Genomic DNA, 15,621 nt, shown 5'->3' with positions numbered 1-15,621 from the left:
ACGGGCCGGATAGCAAGACGTCCGTCCGGCTTGGTTGGTCTCGCCGGCAGCCCTCCCCCTCGTACCGGAAGGACTTCGCGGCCTCTATGTTCAGAACCCATGGAGGTTCGCCAGCTCGCCGTCCCGGACGCCTACGAGTTCACGCCCCGGTCGTTCCCGGACCACCGCGGCCTGTTCGTCGCGCCGTTCCAGGAGGCGGCGCTGGTGGAGGCGATCGGGCACCCGCTGCACGTGGCGCAGACGAACCACAGCGTGTCGCGGCGCGGCACGATCCGCGGCGTCCACTTCGCGGACACGCCACCCGGTCAGGCGAAGTACGTGTACTGCCCGCGGGGCGCGCTGCTGGACGTGGTGGTGGACCTGCGGGTCGGCTCCCCGGCCTTCGGCACCTGGGACGCGGTGCGGCTGGACTCGGTCGGGTACCGCGCGGTGTACGTGGCGGAGGGCCTCGGGCACGCGTTCGTCGCGCTGGAGGACGACACCGTGATGGCCTACCTGTGCTCGACCGGGTACAACCCGTCCGCCGAACACGGGATCACCCCGCTGGACCCGGAGCTGGACCTGCCGTGGCCGTCGCAGCCGGAGCCGATCCTGTCCGAAAAGGACGCGGCGGCCCCGGCTCTCGCCGAGGCCGCCGCGTCCGGGCTGCTGCCGCGCTACGCCGACTGCGTGGCCCACTACGAAAAACTGCGCGCGGGTTAGAAGTCCTCCGCGAGCACGCGGGCGATGTTGCGCTCGGCCAGCGCGGTGATCGTCACGAACGGGTTCACGCCGGTGCTGCCCGGGATCAGCGAGCCGTCGGTGACGTAGAGGTTGCGGTAGCCCTTGACGCGCCCGTACAGGTCGGTCGCCTTGCCCAGCACCAGCCCACCGAGGGGGTGGTAGGTGAACCGGTTCTCGAACGCCCGGGTGTCGCCGAACAGGTCGTACCGGTAGATCGTCCCGTTCGCCGCGTTGATCTTGTCGAACAGGCTCTTCGCCGCGTCGATCGAGGGCTGGCCCTGCGCGACGTCCCAGCGCAGGACCGCCCGGTCCGCGCCAGGGTCGTAGGCGAAGTACCCGCGCTCGGGGTTCTTCGTGATCGCCAGGTACAGGCTCGCCCAGGTCTCCAGCCCGGCGGGCACCGGCGCGATCTCGGCGAACACCGGGTGGACCGGGTCGTCCCAGGCGTCGATCCCCATCGCCGGCATGCCGGACTCGACCGCACCGACCGGGTCCCACACGTGGTTGGCGCGGCCCAGCATCACGTTGCCGTTGGTGCCCCAGCCCCGGCCGACCTCCTCGCCCAGGTCCGGCAGCTTGCCGGTGTCCCGCGCGCGCACCAGCAGCTCGGTCGAGCCCAGGCTGCCCGCGCCGAGGAAGAGGTACTTGGCGCCGAGCTGCCGCACGCCCAGCACGTTTCCCGCGGCATCGATCTGCCGCACGGTGAGCGTGTAGGTGCCGTCCTGCTGCTGGGCGATGTCGCGCACCTCGGTCAGGGTCTGGATGGTCACGTTGCCGGTGCCCAGCGCGGCGGCCAGGTAGCTCTTGTCCAGCGACCGCTTGCCGTGGTTGTTGCCGTAGATGACCTCGGACGCCAGGGCGGACCGGGGCACCTCCCCGGCCTCCTCGCGGCGCATGTAGCCGAAGTCGTACACGCTGGGCACGAAGGTGGTCGTCAGCCCGGCCTTCTGCGCGTGCTTGCGGGACACCCGGGCGAACTGGTAGCTGTCGCACGTCTCGAACCAGGCCGGGTCGATGCTGTTGGTGCCCAGCATCGAGTTGGCCAGCGGGTAGTACCTGCCGTACATCTCGTCGGCGTCGACCTCGGGCAGGATCTCCTCGAAGTACCAGCGCTTCGGTGTCACGGCCATCGCGCCGTTGACGAGCGAGCCGCCGCCCACGCCGCGGCCCACGTAGACCGACATCTCACCGAAGTGCACGCGGTCGAGCACGCCCGCGTACCGGTCGATGTTCCGGTTCGCCGCGTCGAGCCACAGGAACGAGGCCAGCGGCGCCTCGGTGCGGTTCTTGAACCACATCGACCGCCGGTCCGGGTTCAGCATGTCCGGGAAGATCTTGCCGTCGGCGGCCGGGGTGTTCCACAGCTGGCCCATCTCCAGCATGAGGGTGGGGATGCCGGCCGCGCCGAGACGCAGCGCCGTGACTGCCGCGCCGTAGCCGGTGCCGACGACGACGGCGGGCGAGTAGTCGGGGGCCGCCGAGGCGGTCCGGGTCGAGATCGTGGTCAGCCCCAGGGTGGCGGCGGAACCGAGCGCGGTCAGGCCGAGGAACCTGCGTCGTGACAGGGAAGACATAACGCGAACCATATTCGGGTACACCGTTCTTGTAAACGGTGTTAATTCCCCGGGGTCAGATGCCAGGGTCGCCTCCGGGTGTTCCCCGATGGTGCCGAGCTCGCAGGCCAGACATGATTTCGATCATGAAGATCGCACTCGCCGCGGCCGCCGTCGCCGCCGCCGCCCTGACCGCCGTCACCGCCGCCGCCCAGCCGGCCTCCGCGGCCGAGAACACCTTCGCCGACTGCCCCGCACTGCCGGCCGGCGCGGACCCGGCCCAGTGGCGCTGCGAGGTGCTCGACTCGGCCGCCACGATGTCCTTCGGCACCGTGCGCGACCTGCCGCTGGGGCCGATGCGCCTGACCTTCGCCGAAGGGAAGCTCGGCGGGCAGTACGCGCAGGTGTTCGGAGCACTGAGATCCGAACCGGTCGCCGTGCCCGGGCTTCCGCACGGCACGATCCGGTTCGGCTACGGCGGCTACTCCGACTTCCACTCGGACGCGCAGCGCAAGGGCGAGATGGACCTCGTCGCCGAGTTCGACGCGCCCTACCTGCCGCGCAACTGCGCGACCGGAGTAATCCACACGGTCCTGCGGGCCGACGGTCCCACGAGGGTCGTGTCCACCGATCCGCTGACGCTGCAGTTCGCCACCCGGGACGACGAATTCGCCGTGCCGGCGACGGAGAACTGCGGGCCGCAGGCGCGCCTGACCAACCGCAGGCTGGGCCTGCCCGCCGCGGCGGGCACGAACTCCTACGCCCAGACCACCACGGTCCGTCTGCGCGACTACTGAGGTCGGCGCGTCACCCAGATGGTGATGGTGGCCGTGACCACGGGCTCGCCGGCCCGGTCGGAGACGACGACCGGCACCGGCAGCTCCACGCCCTCGTCGCCGAACTCCGGGATCTCCGGCAGCTCGGCGACCGCGCGCAGGGCCGTCTCCGCCTTGGCCACGTACCGGACGGTCATGCCCTTGGGCAACCAGCGGTGCGTGGCCGGCAGCGTCGACTCGGCGAGCATGCCCATCGCGATCTCCGCGAGGTTGCAGGCGGCGATCGCGTGCACCGTGCCGATGTGGTTGTGAACACCCCACCACTTCGGCGCGCGCACCGCGCAGAAGCCGGGGCGCAGCTCCTCGACGGTCGGCAGCACCGAGCCGAAATAGGGCACACGCAGGCAGATCGCGGCCGAGAACAGCCGCTTGCCGCCAGGCAGCCCGCTCAGGCGCTGCCACAGGGAGTAGGTCGACATCACCGGCACCTCCAATGTTACCGGCGAGTAGCAAACCAGATCGGTGGTTATATTCGCAAACGTGGACCACGAGCTCTTCCTCTTCCGCCACGGGCAGACCGAGTGGTCGGTGAACGGCAGGCACACCGGCCGCACCGACATCCCGCTCACCCCGGCCGGCGAGAACCAGGCGCGCGCCGCCGGGCTGACCCTCCAGTCGCTGCGCAAGGGACCCGCGCTGGTGCTGACCAGCCCACGGCAGCGCGCGGTGCGCACCGCCGAGCTCGCCGGTCTGCGCATCGACGAGCGGACCGAAGACCTGGCCGAGTGGGACTACGGCGACTACGAGGGGGTCACCACCGCCGACATCCGCAAGTCGGTGCCGGGCTGGACCGTCTGGACGCACGAGATGCCCGGCGGTGAGAGCGCCGAGCAGGTGGGCGCGCGGGCGGACGCCCTGCTGGAGCGGGTCCGCGCGGCGCTGGCCGACACCGAGGTGATCCTGGTCGGCCACGGCCACTTCAGCCGGGTGCTGATCGCCCGCTGGATCGGGCTGCCCGCCACCGCCGGCGTCCACTTCGGACTGGATCCGGCCGGCGTCACCGTTCTGGGCGAGGAACGGGGCGAACCGAAGATCGAGCACCTGAACATCCCGCCGTCCTGATCGCCGCGGCGCTCCTCGGCGCCGACCGGCGGCACTTCGGTACACGCAGCGTGCAAGCGTGGGGCGGGTCAGGCGGGCGCGGCCGGGACCCGTCCGGTGGGCCGCTCGGCGATGATCTCCCGGATTCCGGAGCTGTCGACCAGCAGGAGGGAGGGCACGAGGTCGCCGCTCGTGTCGGGCGAGGTGCGCACCCAGTCGGCGAGTTGCTCAGCCCAGCCGGAGTTCCGGCCGGCGACGTAGACGTGGTCCGGGCTGACCAGCGCCACGAGCAGCTCGTCCTCGCCGACGTGCGCACCGATGGACTCGGCGAAGTCATCCATCACGACTGCGGATGCAGCGCACAAGCTGTTGCCACCTCGCTCCAGCACGACAAGGGCCCCGTTGTCCGGGTGCGGGTGGACCTTGACCATAAGCCCGCGCCGGAGGTTGCCGACCGCTTCGCCGGCCAACACGTCGAACTCGTCCTCACTCAGGGCGTCGAGCTCGTACTTCATCAGGTGGGACATGCGGACCCGGCCCTCGGGCGTGACGGTCACCTTGGCGAAGCCGAGGTGCAGCCGGTCGCCCACCAGTGGCAAGGAGGCGTACAGCTTGAGCGGACCGTCGTAGGTGTGGAGGGTGGGCAGCCACTCCCCCTCGGATTCGGCCTGCACGACCACGTCGCGCAGGTGCTCGGCCTCAGCCTTCGTGACCGGGTCGGTGGCGGCTTCGAGGACCGCGCTCCAGCCGCCGTCGGCGGGACGGTCGAATTCGTGGGTGATCTCGGCGCCGCGGAACGTGGCGGCGAGGAAGACCCGGTCCACCCGCGAGGGTTGCCAGACGCTGTGCACGCGGGTGATGTCGGACGCCTGGACCTGCCGCTCCCCCTGCACCTGGCGCCAGGCCTGCCGGATGGCGTCCTCGGCCTCGGCCGGCGCCGTTCCACGGAGCAGATCATCCTCGTCGCCGTTCACCTGGAAGACGACGATGTTCATGCGGCTAGCCTCGTTCACGCGCGGTGATCCTACCGGGGCGCGCTCACCCAGGTGAGCAACAGCAGGGAGCCGTGTGGGGGTAACGGGGAGTCGGGCAGTACCGCTCCCGCACCGCACAAGGCTGATCACTGCAAAGGCGGGTCAACGGGGACAGCGGGTTGTCATCCGATCGCCCTAGCGTGATCAACATGACGGACTTCGCGCGGGCCACCCACGTCGGCAGCCTCCTGCGGCCGCCCCGGTTGCTCCAGGCGCGGGCCGAGCACGCCGCGGGCCGGCTCCCCGAACCGGAGCTGCGGGTCATCGAGCAGGAGTCGATCCTAGAGGCGCTGGCGGTGCAGCGGGACAGCGGCATCGGCCCCTACACCGACGGCGAGTACCTCCGCACGGACTTCATGAGCCGGCTCACCGAGCACGTCGACGGGTTCGCCGAGCAGGCGCCGTCGCTGGAGTGGCAGTCCGGCGACCGGACCGAGGAGGACAGCAGCATCCTCCGGCTGGTCGGCGGCAAACTGGCCTACCGCGAGCGGTTCACCGATCGCGAGGCCGCGCTGCTCGCCACGCACGCACCCGGCCCGTACAAGATCAGCCTGCCCGAGGTCACCAATTTCGTGATCGCGAACTGGGACGCGCAGGTCAGCGGCCCGCACTACCCGAGCCGCGGCGACATCGTCGAGGACCTGTCGGCCGTCCTGCAGCAGGAGGCGGCCGCGCTCGCCGCCGACGGCGTCCAGCACGTGCAAATCGACGCCCCGTGCTTCATCGCCTTTGCCAACCCGCGGATCCTCGCGCTCCTGGAGTCGGAGGGCATCGACCCGCGGGCGCTGCTGCGACGCTGCATCGAGGCCGACGCCGCCGTCGTCCGGCTGCTCGCCGAGCGCGGGGTCCGCGTGGGCATGCACATCTGCCGCGGCAACTACCGCGGCCAGTGGTTCAACGAGGGCTTCTACGACGACATCGCGGCGGACGTCTTCGGCGGCGTGCCGGTGGACCACTGGCTGCTGGAGTACGACACCGAACGCGCCGGGACGTTCGAACCACTGCAGCACGTGCCGGCCGGCACCGGTGTGGTGCTCGGGCTGATCACGACCAAGACCGGCGAGCTGGAGGACCCGGACGACCTGGCGCGCCGGGTGGACGAGGCGGCGCGGTTCGTGCCGCTGGACTCGCTGGCGGTCAGCCCGCAGTGCGGGTTCGCCTCCGAGGTCCAGGGCAATCCGCTGACCTGGGACGAGCAGCGGCGCAAGCTCGACCTGACCGCCGCCGTGGCGGAACGCGTCTGGGGCACGGCCTGACTCTGGCAGGATCGGGGACAGCTCACCCGCTCGAACCCCGGGGGTCCCCCATGCCTGACAGCCGTATCCGCCGAATCCGCGAGTCCGATGTGGACGAGGTCGCGCAGCTGGTGCACGAGCTGGCCGCCTACGAGAAGGCGCCGCAGGAATGCCACCTGACGGCCGAGCGGCTGCGTGCCGCGTTGTTCGCCGACGAGCCCGCCGTGTTCGGGCACGTCGCGGAGCAGGACGGCGAGGTCGTCGGCTTCGCGCTGTGGTTCCTGAACTTCTCCACCTGGCGCGGGGTGCACGGCATCTACCTGGAAGACCTGTTCGTGAAGGCCGAGCTGCGCGGGTCTGGGCTGGGCAAGGCGCTGCTGGCAACGCTGGCGAAGGAGTGCGTCGACCGCGGGTTCGCACGGCTGGAGTGGTCGGTGCTGGACTGGAACCCGGCGACCGGCTTCTACAAGTCGCTCGGCGCGATCCCGATGGACGAGTGGACGGTCTACCGGCTGACCGACACCGCCCTGGACAACCTCGCGAAGCTGGGCTAGTCCTCTTCGCCGCGCTCGCGGCGGCGGCCCGCCATGCCGCCGCGTTCGGCGGCCTCCTCCTCGGTCTCGCCCTCGTGCTGCCCGAGCGCCCACGCCCGCGACGGCCGGCGGAACAGCAGCACGATGATCACCGCGCCGAGGATGATGATCGGCACCCCGAACCCCGGCCGTCCGGACGGTCCGGCCATGTACCAGCCGACACCGGCGGTGATGAGCGCCAGCACCAGGCCCGGCGAGCGCGCCCAGGTGTGCCCGAACAGCAGCCCGACGCCGCAGCCGGCGACCGCCAGGGCGAACAGCACGTAGAAGGCGGCTTCGGCGAGCACGCTGGTCAGCGGCATGGTCTCGCCGGGCGAGGCGAACAGCAGGACACCGAAGACCAGCAGTCCGGCGCCCGGCAGGACGGTCAGCGCGCCCGCCGCCCTGACCTCGCGCGGAGCGGGTGAAATCTTGTCGGCGAGCGGCATCGCGAAGGGCCTTCCACCAGCGAATATGCGGCACGGGTGACCGTGCGTGAACACCGTCGATACTAAGCCACCCGGTCGGCCGTTTTCGAACGGCCGTCGCCGGGGCCAAGATTCGATTGTCGTCGATGAGCCGGCGGATGCCCGGGGTGCACTTGTCACGACGAACGGACCACGCCGGACGACGGGAGGTCAAGCGGCAGTCGTTTCGGGAGTGACGAGGTTCGCGCTCGCCGCGGGGAGGCCATTGCGTGGCCTACCCTGCGAGCATGCGCGCGATTCTGGTGGTCAACCCACAGGCCACGTCCACCACGGCCGGTGGGCGGGACGTGCTCGCGCACGCGCTGGCCAGCCAGGTGAAGCTGGAGGTCGTGGAGACCGACTACCGCGGGCACGCGCTGGCGGTGGCCCGGGACGCGGCTCGCGACGGGGTCGACCTGCTGGTCGCCCACGGCGGTGACGGCACGGTCAACGAGGTCGTCAACGGCATGCTCACGGATGGTCCCGGCGGTTCGCTGCCCGCGCTCGGTGTCGTGCCCGGCGGGTCGGCCAACGTGTTCGCCCGCGCGCTGGGCGTCTCCCGGGATCCGGTGGAGGCCACGCACCAGCTGTTGTCGGCCATCGAGGCCGGCCGGAGCCGGCGGGTGGGGCTCGGTCTCGCCGACGGCCACTGGTTCACCTTCAACGCGGGCCTGGGCTGGGACGCCGATGTGGTCGCGACCGTGGCGGACCGGCGCGGCAAGCAAACGAACGCGCTGCTGTACATGCGGGCGGCGGTGACGTGTTACTTCCGGCCGCGGTCACCGCGCCTGCCGCTCACCGTGCACGTGCCCGGCGAGGAACCGGCCGAGGTGCGGATGGCGTTCGTCTCGAACACCGATCCGTGGAGCTACCTCGGGGAACGGCCGGTGCGGCTGAACACCGGCAGCTCGTTCGAACGCGGTCTCGGGTTGTTCGCCCTGCGCAAGCTGACGTTGCCGGTCGTCTTCCGGCACGCGCGCCAGGCCCTGCGCGCGGAGGCCGAGCACCGCGGCAAGGCCCTCGTCAAGTACGACGACCTGGCAAAACTGAGCGTGTCAGCTCCGGAACCGGTAAACTTCCAGGTGGACGGCGACCTGATCGGCCGTCGGACGCAGGTGGACTTCACGAGCGTGCCCGACGTGCTGACCGTGCTGGCGTGAGTGATCAGTCCCGGCGATCTACACCGTGCCGCTCGTCGACGCACACGGCCCATTCACCGCATCGCCCTTCCGCCCGGGAGGCCGTTTCGGAGAGAAACCGCAGGTCAGCGGGGTCGCCTGACCAGGTGAGCTGACTCACCGATGTCGCGAAAACACTTGTCGAAAGCGGTGCTTCGTGAAAGCATTCACAAGCACCCCAAGAAACGATCCGCCATGACGACCTGTGGCGCAGCACGCTCTGCGCCCCGAGAAGGAGCTCACAGAAATGGACTGGCGCCACGACGCTGCCTGCCGCGACGAGGACCCCGAGCTGTTCTTCCCTGTCGGGAACAGCGGTCCCGCGGTGCTGCAGATCGCCGAGGCGAAAGCCGTATGCCACCGCTGCACCGTGGCTTCCGAGTGCCTGGCCTGGGCTTTGGCCAGCGGACAGGACGCCGGTGTCTGGGGCGGAATGAGCGAGGACGAGCGACGCGCCCTCAAGCGCCGTCGTGCTCACATCGGCATGCGCACCGCCTGACCTTCCTACGCGCTGCGGCGTCGCTTAACGCGTCTCTTACGAGAGTACGCGGGACCAGACGCAGGGGTTCACACGCCCCCACCTAACGTTCTGAGGCCCGGTACCCACCTCCCGCGGGTACCGGGCCTTTGAACGTCTTGACCTGGGCTTTCAGACCGGCCTCGACTCTGACGGGCAGGCTCAGGGCCGCCGTCCGAGGGGCAGCCTCAGCGCGGCCTCCGTGCCGTGGCCCGCGCCGTCCTTGAGCTTGCGCAGTGACAGCGATCCCCGCAGCTCGGACTCCACCAGGGTGCGCACGATCTGCAGCCCGAGCCCGTCGGCGCGCTCCAGTGAGAACCCGGACGGCAAACCGCGCCCGTTGTCGCGGATGAGCACGTCCAGCCAGCGCGCCGAACGGCTCACCACGATCTCCACCTTGCCCGGCCGGCCATCCGGGAAGGCGTGCTCCACCGCGTTCTGCACCAGCTCCGCCAGCACCATCACCAGCGGTGTCGCGATCTCCGCGACCACGATCCCGAACGAACCGGACCGGCTGATGCCCACCCGCGACTCCGCGGTGGCCACTTCGCCGACCATCGGCAGCACGTTGTCGAGCAGTTTGTCCAGATCCACCCGCTCGTCGACCGACACCGACAGCGCCTCGTGCACCATCGCGATCGACGCGACGCGCCGCACCGACTCCGTCAGCGCCTGCCGCGCCTCGGCGTTCGACGTGCGCCGCGACTGCAACCGCAGCAACGCGGCCACCGTCTGCAGGTTGTTCTTGACCCGGTGGTGGATCTCCCGGATCGTCGCGTCCTTCGACAGCAGCGCCCGGTCCCGCCGTTTGACCTCGGTCACGTCCCGGCACAGCACCAGCGCCCCCGCCGGCTGACCGTGCGGCCGCAGCGGCAGCGCCCGGAACAGCACCACCGCCCCGCGCCGCGACTCCGCCTCGGTGCGGCTGCCGGGCTTGCCGTCCAGCGCGTCGAGGATGCGGTGGGCGACCTCGGTCGCGTCGAACGGGTCCCGGATCAGCGACCGCGTCAACGGCGCCAGCCGGGTACCCACCAGGTCCGCCTCGTGTCCCATGCGGTGGTACGCAGACAGCCCGTTGGGGCTGGCGAACACGACGTTGCCCGCCGCGTCCAGGCGGATCAGCCCGTCCCCCACCCGCGGGCTGGTGTGCACGTCGGTCTGGCTGTCGACGTGCGGGAAGGTGCCGTCCACGATCATCTGGCACAGGTCGCCGGCACTGCCGAGGTAGGCGACCTCGAGCGGGCTCGGCACCCGCGGCGCGGCCAGGTTCGTCTCGCGGGACAGCGCGGCGATGACGGTCGAGCCGAACGTGACGGGGATCGCCTCGCGCCGCATCGGCAGGTCGCGGTACCAGTGCGGGTCCTCCTCGCGGCAGATCCGCACCTCCCGCATCGCGCGCGCGAGCTGAGGGTGCTCCGCCACCGTGAACCGGGCCCCGACCACGTCCTCCGGGTGCGCGGTCGGGGCGGTGGTCGGACGGGCCTGCGCGACGCACACGAAGTCGCCGCCCTTGTCGTTGTGCTCGGGGGAGACCGGCACCCACAGCAGGAAGTCGGCGAAGGACAGGTCAGCGAGCAGCTGCCATTCGGCCACCACGGCCTGCAGGTGGTCGGCGGCTTCGCCGGACAGGCCGGTGTTCTCGGCCAGCAGGTCGGAAAGTGTCGTCACGCTCGTACTCCTCCTCGGGGCAGCTCAAGTGAACCAGAGCGGGACCTTCCCGGCACCCGCCGGGCCGGGCCTGAGACACTGGTGGGCAGATCGCGACACGGGAAGGAGCAGGCATGTCGAAGCGAGCCCGCAAGCGCCGCGACCGCCGGAAGAACGGCGCGAACCACGGCAAGAAGCCCAACAGCTGAGCACGGCACGAAAAGGCCCCGGTGCGCGAGCACCGGGGCCTTCGTCGTACCGCGCGCCTAGTCCGCGTTCTGCTCGAGCCGGACCTGGGTGTGCTCGACCGTCACGTCACCGTGCCGCTGCACGGTCTTGTAGATCGACGCGCGCAGCTTCTGCTTGAACTCGTCGGGGGCGGTGTCGCCACCGCACTTGCGGTGCAGCAGCTTCTTGAGCTGCTCGTCGATGCCGTACTCCTCAAGGCACGGCGGGCAGTCCTCGATGTGCTTGCGCAACTGCGCGTCGCGCTCCGGGCTGCACTCGCGATCCAGCAACAGGAAGATCTCGGCGAGCGCCTCGGAACAGCGGACGTCGTCCTTGTGCGGCTCACGACCGGTGCTCATCGCACTGCCTCCCGCTGAGCGCCGCGGATGAAGCCGCGCTCGCGCGCGACGTCGGCGAGCAGGTTGCGCAGCTGGGCGCGGCCACGGTGCAGACGGGACATCACGGTCCCGATCGGCGTGTCCATGATCTCGGCGATTTCCTTGTAGGCGAAGCCCTCGACGTCGGCGAGGTACACGGCGAGCCGGAACTCCTCGGGCAGCTGCTGCAGCGCGTCCTTGACGTCGCTGTCCGGCAGCCGGTCCATCGCCTCGACCTCGGCCGACCGCAGTCCGCTCGAGGTGTGGCTCTCCGCCTGGGCGATCTGCCAGTCGGTGATCTCCTCGGTGGGCTGCTGCACCGGCTGACGCTGGCGCTTCCGGTACCCGTTGATGTAGGTGTTGGTGAGGATCCGGTACATCCAGGCCTTGAGGTTCGTGCCCGCCTTGAAGGAGGCGAACGCGCCGTAGGCCTTGAGGTAGGTCTCCTGGACGAGGTCCTCGGCGTCGGCCGGGTTCCTCGTCATCCGCAGTGCGGCCGAGTACAGCTGGTCCAGCAGCGGCATCGCGTCGCGCTCGAAGCGCTCGGCGCGCTCTTCGATCCGCTCCTGCTCGGAGCCGGATTCGGGCACCGCGGAGTTCTGCGTGCTCGGCAAACCGTTCCCTTTCCCATCCGCGTCGAAGCGGTCCGCACCCGTGGCCGGGTACGCGTGCGACAGCTTCGAGGATACGCGGGCGGGCTTGCCCGGGCCGGGCACACCGGCCGGGCGGGTGACGGCCTGCACTCGGGCTCGGCGATCAGCAAGCTTTGACGGCACGCCCCTGACAACACCCCACGGTCCGCGGGCATTCCCCGCCGCCGGAAAAGCACTTGCGCCCGGCGGTTACGGTGCTGGCCATGGCCGGGAAGGGAACGCCGGCGACCGCGCTGCTCACCCAGCGGAAGGTCGCGCACCAGCTGCACGCCTACGACCACGACCCGAAGCACGAGTCCTACGGGCTGGAAGCGGCCGAGGCGCTGGGCGTCGAACCGGACCGGGTGTTCAAGACGCTCGTGGCCGAGGTGGACGGGAAGCTGACCGTGGGCGTGGTGCCGGTCACCGGACAGCTCGACCTCAAGGCGCTGGCCGCGGCGGCGGGCGGCAAACGCGCGAAGATGGCGGAGGCGGCCGCCGCCCAGCGCGCCACGGGATACGTCCTGGGCGGCATCTCCCCGCTGGGGCAGCGGTCCCGGCTGCCCGTGGTCGTCGACGCGTCCGCGGTGGAGTTCGACACGATCTACTGTTCGGCGGGCCGGCGCGGCCTGGAGGTCGAGCTCGCCCCGGCCGACCTGGTGCGTCTCACGTCCGCGACGGTCGCACCGATCCGGGGCTGACCCCGGGGCGGGACCGCCCGCGCAGAGCCGGTCACCCCCTCAGGTCAGCGGCCGCAGCACCTTCGCCAGCCACTCGTGCACAGTCCGGTGCAGCGACTCCAGGTCGGCGTCCAGGGAGTGCGTGCCGGGGATCACGACCACCTCGTGGTGCAGGCCCGGCTTCGGGCAGCCGAACGGGTCGGTCTCGCCCTGCACGACCAGCGTCGGCACCTCCACGGCGTCCAGCTCGGCCTGCCGGCTCTTCTCCGGCTTGCCCGGGGGGTGCTCGGGGAACGCGAGGCAGAGCACGCCCACCGCCTGCCCGGCCGCCGCGGTCCGGCACGCGACCCGCGCTCCGGACGAACGCCCGCCGAACACCACGGGCAGCTCGTCGAAACGGACGGACAGTTCCTCGGCGACCGCGAGCCACGCCGTGTCCAGCTGCTTCGCCGGCGCGGGCGCACGGCGGCCGGCCACCCGGTACGGCTGTTCGACCAGGGCGACGTGCACACCGGCCGCCTGGGCGGCACGGGCGGCGGCCACCAGGTCCTTCGCTGCGATCCCGCCGCCGGCACCGTGGCCGAGCATCAGCACCGCCGTGCCGTCCGGGGCGCAGTGCAGCTCCGCCCTGGCCGGGCCGTGCGGGGTCGGGATCTCGATGCGGGTCATGGCTGGGGCAGGTCGAACAGGGCCTCACTGCCGGCGCGGTCGAGATCGGTCGCCTGCTCGACCCGCTCGATCAGCTCCGGCCCGTTGTTGCGGACGTTGTTGACGCGGTCGGACACCGGACGCAGTTCGATCGTGTCCATCAGGTCCAGCGGCGGCGCGAGCAGCTCCTCGACGTCGGTGCGGTCCGGGTCGAGCCAGTCCGCCCAGTTGCGCTCGTGGATGACCAGCGGCATCCGGTCGTGCACCTCGGTGAGCCGGCCGGCTGCGTTGGTCGTGATGATCGAGAACGTGATCAGCTGGGGTTCGTCCGGGTTCTTCGGGTCGCGCCAGGTGTCCCAGATCCCCGCGAAGGACAGCGAACGGCCGTCCGGGCGGGTCATGAAGAACGGTTCCTTCTGCTTGCCCGTGCGCCGCCACTCGAACCAGCCGTCGGCGGGCACCAGGCAGCGCCGCCGGGCGAGGGGCTTCTTGAACGCCGGCTTCTCCGAGGCGGTCTCGGCGCGCGTGTTGATCATCCGGTTGCCGACCGAGATGTCCTTGGCCCAGAACGGCACCAGCCCCCAGCGCATCACCCGCAGGCTGCGCACGCTCGGCTCGTCCTCCAGGACCTGGCCCTCGGCGTCCCGCGGGTGCCGCTGCACGACGGTCACCACGTTCTTCGTCGGGGCGACGTTGTAATCGGCCTCGCGGGCCTTGCCGTCGGTCTCGTCCACGGCGTCGAACTCCTGGGCCAGATCTGCCGGGTTCTTCTTCGCGGCGTAACGGCCGCACATGTCACCCAACTCCTTCGAACCGGCTGCCGGAGTACCCATCGTGACACGGGTGACGCGCCGCTGGCGAGCGGGATGGGGGATCATCTGTGCGCGGAAGGAGGCATGGGCTTGGCTGGCAGGAACTGGCGCGATCTGGACGAAAGCGACGTCCGCGTGCGCCCGGGGAAGGGTTCGCGGCCGCGCAGCAAGCGCCGCCCGACCCATGCCGACGCCACCCAGGCGATGGTCATCGCGGTGGATCGCGGCCGCTGGACCTGCGCGATCGACAGCGACCCGGACCGGCTGGTCACCGCCATGCGGGCACGGGAGCTGGGGCGCACGCCGGTCGTCGTCGGCGACCAGGTGGGGCTGGTGGGTGACACCAGCGGGGAGCCCGGCACGCTCGCGCGCATCGTCCGCGTCGACGACCGCACCAGCCTGCTGCGCCGCACGGCGGACGACACCGACCCGTACGAGCGGGTGGTCGTGGCGAACGCCGAGCAGCTGCTCATCGTCACCGCGCTGGCCGATCCGCCGCCGCGTCCCGGATTCATCGACCGGTGCCTGGTCGCCTGCTTCGCGGGGGGCCTGCAGCCGGTGCTGTGCCTGACGAAGGCGGACCTGGCGAGCCCGGACGAGCTGCTGGCGCGCTACGCCGAGCTGGACGTGCCGTCCGTGGTGACCCGCCACGACGAGGACTCACTGCCGCTGGCCGGTACCGTGCGCGGCCGGGTCTCCGCGCTCGTCGGCCATTCCGGGGTCGGCAAGTCGACACTGGTGAACCGGCTGGTGCCGGACGCGGAGCTGGCGACCGGCGAGGTCAGCGCGATCGGCAAGGGACGGCACACCTCGGTCGCAGCCGTCGCGTTGCCGCTGCCCGGGGGCGGCTGGGTCATCGACACGCCCGGCGTGCGCTCGTTCGGCCTGGCCCACGTCACGGCGGACGACATCGTCGCCTCATTCGACGAGTTCGCCGAGGCCGCCGAGGAGTGCCCGCCCGGATGCGGCCACCTCGGCCCGCCGGAGGACCCAGGCTGCATGCTGGACGAGGTTTCCGACCAGCGCCGGCTGCCGTCCCTGCGCCGCCTGCTGGCCTCACGCGCCGGGCTCGAGGTGTGATCCTTACGCGGTGCCCGCATTCCGCGAGCCGGTCAAGCCACGCGTGACGATCACGCGCAGCGACCAGACCACATCGACGGGCGACAGCTCAGCCACTACCGGGTGAACGTGCTCGACCGGCTGCGACTCACCGCTCACCAGCTCCCGGTTCCGGTCACGCCGGACCACGACGCGCTCATGACGGCAGCCGACGCTACCGCAAAAGCGCAGAACGCTAGCATGACCATGAAATGCACCGACTGGGGCGGCCCGGTCGACGTCGCCGCGCCACCCGCGATCAGGTGGGTGTGCTCAAGTCGGGGCGCTGACGCCGTAACGCGGGGGTCCCGTTCGGACATGTGTTGTCTACTCACCCGTTGGG

General features: G+C 70.9%; 19 protein-coding genes. 10 read left to right on the top strand and 9 right to left on the bottom strand.

Annotation, left to right across the window (positions count from 1 at the left end):
- Positions 1-99 precede the first annotated feature (99 nt).
- On the top strand, positions 100-702 hold the full coding sequence (locus tag FHX46_RS06355; protein WP_167111509.1) for a dTDP-4-dehydrorhamnose 3,5-epimerase family protein: 603 nt from the start codon (positions 100-102) through the stop codon (positions 700-702).
- Here FHX46_RS06355 and FHX46_RS06350 read toward each other — a convergent pair.
- The gene (locus FHX46_RS06350) at positions 699-2,297 is read right to left on the bottom strand and encodes a GMC oxidoreductase (protein WP_167111508.1); all 1,599 of its coding nucleotides are present in this window, start codon (positions 2,295-2,297) and stop codon (positions 699-701) included. The genes FHX46_RS06355 and FHX46_RS06350 overlap by 4 nt on opposite strands.
- 125 nt (positions 2,298-2,422) lie before the next feature.
- Between FHX46_RS06350 and FHX46_RS06345 the strand changes: the two genes are divergently transcribed.
- A complete protein-coding gene (locus FHX46_RS06345) occupies positions 2,423-3,073 on the top strand; it encodes a hypothetical protein (RefSeq protein ID WP_167111506.1) in 651 nt (216 codons plus the stop codon).
- Here FHX46_RS06345 and FHX46_RS06340 read toward each other — a convergent pair.
- Positions 3,067-3,531, bottom strand: coding sequence for a hotdog fold domain-containing protein (locus FHX46_RS06340; protein WP_167111504.1), 465 nt, complete (start codon positions 3,529-3,531; stop codon positions 3,067-3,069). The genes FHX46_RS06345 and FHX46_RS06340 overlap by 7 nt on opposite strands.
- Positions 3,532-3,592: 61 nt before the next feature.
- On the opposite strand from FHX46_RS06340, the gene FHX46_RS06335 reads away from it, so the two are divergent.
- Positions 3,593-4,174, top strand: a complete 582-nt coding sequence (locus FHX46_RS06335) for an acid phosphatase (protein ID WP_167104834.1) — start codon at positions 3,593-3,595, stop codon at positions 4,172-4,174.
- Between the two features lie 68 nt (positions 4,175-4,242).
- Here FHX46_RS06335 and FHX46_RS06330 read toward each other — a convergent pair whose 3' ends face one another.
- Complete coding sequence (locus FHX46_RS06330) at positions 4,243-5,166, bottom strand: hypothetical protein (protein WP_167111502.1); 924 nt, start codon at positions 5,164-5,166, stop codon at positions 4,243-4,245.
- A gap of 170 nt (positions 5,167-5,336) precedes the next feature.
- On the opposite strand from FHX46_RS06330, the gene FHX46_RS06325 reads away from it, so the two are divergent.
- Entirely contained in the window at positions 5,337-6,443 is a 1,107-nt protein-coding gene (locus FHX46_RS06325) for a cobalamin-independent methionine synthase II family protein (protein ID WP_167111500.1), read from the top strand.
- 50 nt (positions 6,444-6,493) lie between these two features.
- Positions 6,494-6,976 (top strand): GNAT family N-acetyltransferase, encoded by a 483-nt coding sequence (locus FHX46_RS06320; protein WP_167111498.1) that lies wholly within the window; start codon positions 6,494-6,496, stop codon positions 6,974-6,976.
- On the opposite strand, the gene FHX46_RS06315 is transcribed toward FHX46_RS06320, so the two are convergent.
- A complete protein-coding gene (locus tag FHX46_RS06315) occupies positions 6,973-7,443 on the bottom strand; it encodes a hypothetical protein (RefSeq protein WP_208400026.1) in 471 nt (156 codons plus the stop codon). The genes FHX46_RS06320 and FHX46_RS06315 overlap by 4 nt on opposite strands.
- Before the next feature lie 266 nt (positions 7,444-7,709).
- Between FHX46_RS06315 and FHX46_RS06310 the strand changes: the two genes are divergently transcribed.
- Both FHX46_RS06310 and FHX46_RS06305 read left to right on the top strand, forming a co-directional pair.
- Positions 7,710-8,621, top strand: coding sequence for a diacylglycerol/lipid kinase family protein (locus FHX46_RS06310; RefSeq protein ID WP_167111494.1), 912 nt, complete (start codon positions 7,710-7,712; stop codon positions 8,619-8,621).
- A gap of 265 nt (positions 8,622-8,886) precedes the next feature.
- The gene (locus FHX46_RS06305) at positions 8,887-9,138 is read left to right on the top strand and encodes a WhiB family transcriptional regulator (protein WP_094008969.1); all 252 of its coding nucleotides are present in this window, start codon (positions 8,887-8,889) and stop codon (positions 9,136-9,138) included.
- Positions 9,139-9,318: 180 nt separating this feature from the next.
- Here the strand turns inward: FHX46_RS06305 and FHX46_RS06300 are convergent, their stop codons facing one another.
- The gene (locus FHX46_RS06300; protein WP_167111492.1) at positions 9,319-10,824 is read right to left on the bottom strand and encodes a sensor histidine kinase; all 1,506 of its coding nucleotides are present in this window, start codon (positions 10,822-10,824) and stop codon (positions 9,319-9,321) included.
- A 113-nt stretch (positions 10,825-10,937) separates the two neighbouring features.
- Between FHX46_RS06300 and FHX46_RS29110 the strand changes: the two genes are divergently transcribed.
- Positions 10,938-11,012 (top strand): 50S ribosomal protein bL37, encoded by a 75-nt coding sequence (locus FHX46_RS29110; protein WP_369794341.1) that lies wholly within the window; start codon positions 10,938-10,940, stop codon positions 11,010-11,012.
- A gap of 57 nt (positions 11,013-11,069) precedes the next feature.
- Here FHX46_RS29110 and rsrA read toward each other — a convergent pair whose 3' ends face one another.
- Both rsrA and FHX46_RS06290 read right to left on the bottom strand, forming a co-directional pair.
- Positions 11,070-11,390, bottom strand: coding sequence for a mycothiol system anti-sigma-R factor (rsrA, locus tag FHX46_RS06295; protein WP_167111490.1), 321 nt, complete (start codon positions 11,388-11,390; stop codon positions 11,070-11,072).
- A complete protein-coding gene (locus FHX46_RS06290; protein WP_167111488.1) occupies positions 11,387-12,022 on the bottom strand; it encodes a sigma-70 family RNA polymerase sigma factor in 636 nt (211 codons plus the stop codon). Before FHX46_RS06290 ends, rsrA begins: the two co-directional genes overlap by 4 nt.
- A gap of 242 nt (positions 12,023-12,264) precedes the next feature.
- Here FHX46_RS06290 and ybaK point away from each other — a divergent pair, with 242 nt between their 5' ends.
- Positions 12,265-12,741, top strand: a complete 477-nt coding sequence (ybaK, locus tag FHX46_RS06285) for a Cys-tRNA(Pro) deacylase (RefSeq protein WP_167111486.1) — start codon at positions 12,265-12,267, stop codon at positions 12,739-12,741.
- A gap of 39 nt (positions 12,742-12,780) precedes the next feature.
- Here ybaK and FHX46_RS06280 read toward each other — a convergent pair whose 3' ends face one another.
- Together FHX46_RS06280 and FHX46_RS06275 are read right to left on the bottom strand one after the other, a co-directional pair.
- Positions 12,781-13,389 (bottom strand): alpha/beta hydrolase family protein, encoded by a 609-nt coding sequence (locus FHX46_RS06280; RefSeq protein WP_167111484.1) that lies wholly within the window; start codon positions 13,387-13,389, stop codon positions 12,781-12,783.
- The gene (locus tag FHX46_RS06275) at positions 13,386-14,162 is read right to left on the bottom strand and encodes an SOS response-associated peptidase (protein WP_167111482.1); all 777 of its coding nucleotides are present in this window, start codon (positions 14,160-14,162) and stop codon (positions 13,386-13,388) included. Before FHX46_RS06275 ends, FHX46_RS06280 begins: the two co-directional genes overlap by 4 nt.
- Before the next feature lie 108 nt (positions 14,163-14,270).
- Here FHX46_RS06275 and rsgA point away from each other — a divergent pair, with 108 nt between their 5' ends.
- On the top strand, positions 14,271-15,260 hold the full coding sequence (gene rsgA / locus FHX46_RS06270; protein WP_167111480.1) for a ribosome small subunit-dependent GTPase A: 990 nt from the start codon (positions 14,271-14,273) through the stop codon (positions 15,258-15,260).
- Positions 15,261-15,621 lie beyond the last annotated feature (361 nt).

The sequence above is a fragment of the Amycolatopsis viridis genome (genome assembly GCF_011758765.1).
Taxonomy (GTDB): Bacteria; Actinomycetota; Actinomycetes; order Mycobacteriales; family Pseudonocardiaceae; genus Amycolatopsis_E; species Amycolatopsis_E viridis.
Note: the sequence above shows the minus strand (reverse complement) of the source record. Positions and strands in the feature narration are given on the sequence as shown.

Bases quoted from the DNA above. Each gene is read 5' to 3' on its own strand.
- FHX46_RS06350 (WP_167111508.1), bottom strand. From the start codon at position 2,297: ATGTCTTCCCTGTCACGACGCAGGTTCCTCGGCCTGACCGCGCTCGGT.
- FHX46_RS06340 (WP_167111504.1), bottom strand. From the start codon at position 3,531: ATGTCGACCTACTCCCTGTGGCAGCGCCTGAGCGGGCTGCCTGGCGGC.
- FHX46_RS06280 (WP_167111484.1), bottom strand. From the start codon at position 13,389: ATGACCCGCATCGAGATCCCGACCCCGCACGGCCCGGCCAGGGCGGAG.
- FHX46_RS06320 (WP_167111498.1), top strand. From the start codon at position 6,494: ATGCCTGACAGCCGTATCCGCCGAATCCGCGAGTCCGATGTGGACGAG.
- rsrA (WP_167111490.1), bottom strand. From the start codon at position 11,390: ATGAGCACCGGTCGTGAGCCGCACAAGGACGACGTCCGCTGTTCCGAG.
- FHX46_RS06310 (WP_167111494.1), top strand. From the start codon at position 7,710: ATGCGCGCGATTCTGGTGGTCAACCCACAGGCCACGTCCACCACGGCC.
- ybaK (WP_167111486.1), top strand. From the start codon at position 12,265: ATGGCCGGGAAGGGAACGCCGGCGACCGCGCTGCTCACCCAGCGGAAG.
- FHX46_RS06325 (WP_167111500.1), top strand. From the start codon at position 5,337: ATGACGGACTTCGCGCGGGCCACCCACGTCGGCAGCCTCCTGCGGCCG.
- FHX46_RS06355 (WP_167111509.1), top strand. From the start codon at position 100: ATGGAGGTTCGCCAGCTCGCCGTCCCGGACGCCTACGAGTTCACGCCC.
- FHX46_RS06315 (WP_208400026.1), bottom strand. From the start codon at position 7,443: ATGCCGCTCGCCGACAAGATTTCACCCGCTCCGCGCGAGGTCAGGGCG.
- FHX46_RS06305 (WP_094008969.1), top strand. From the start codon at position 8,887: ATGGACTGGCGCCACGACGCTGCCTGCCGCGACGAGGACCCCGAGCTG.
- FHX46_RS06275 (WP_167111482.1), bottom strand. From the start codon at position 14,162: ATGTGCGGCCGTTACGCCGCGAAGAAGAACCCGGCAGATCTGGCCCAG.
- FHX46_RS06345 (WP_167111506.1), top strand. From the start codon at position 2,423: ATGAAGATCGCACTCGCCGCGGCCGCCGTCGCCGCCGCCGCCCTGACC.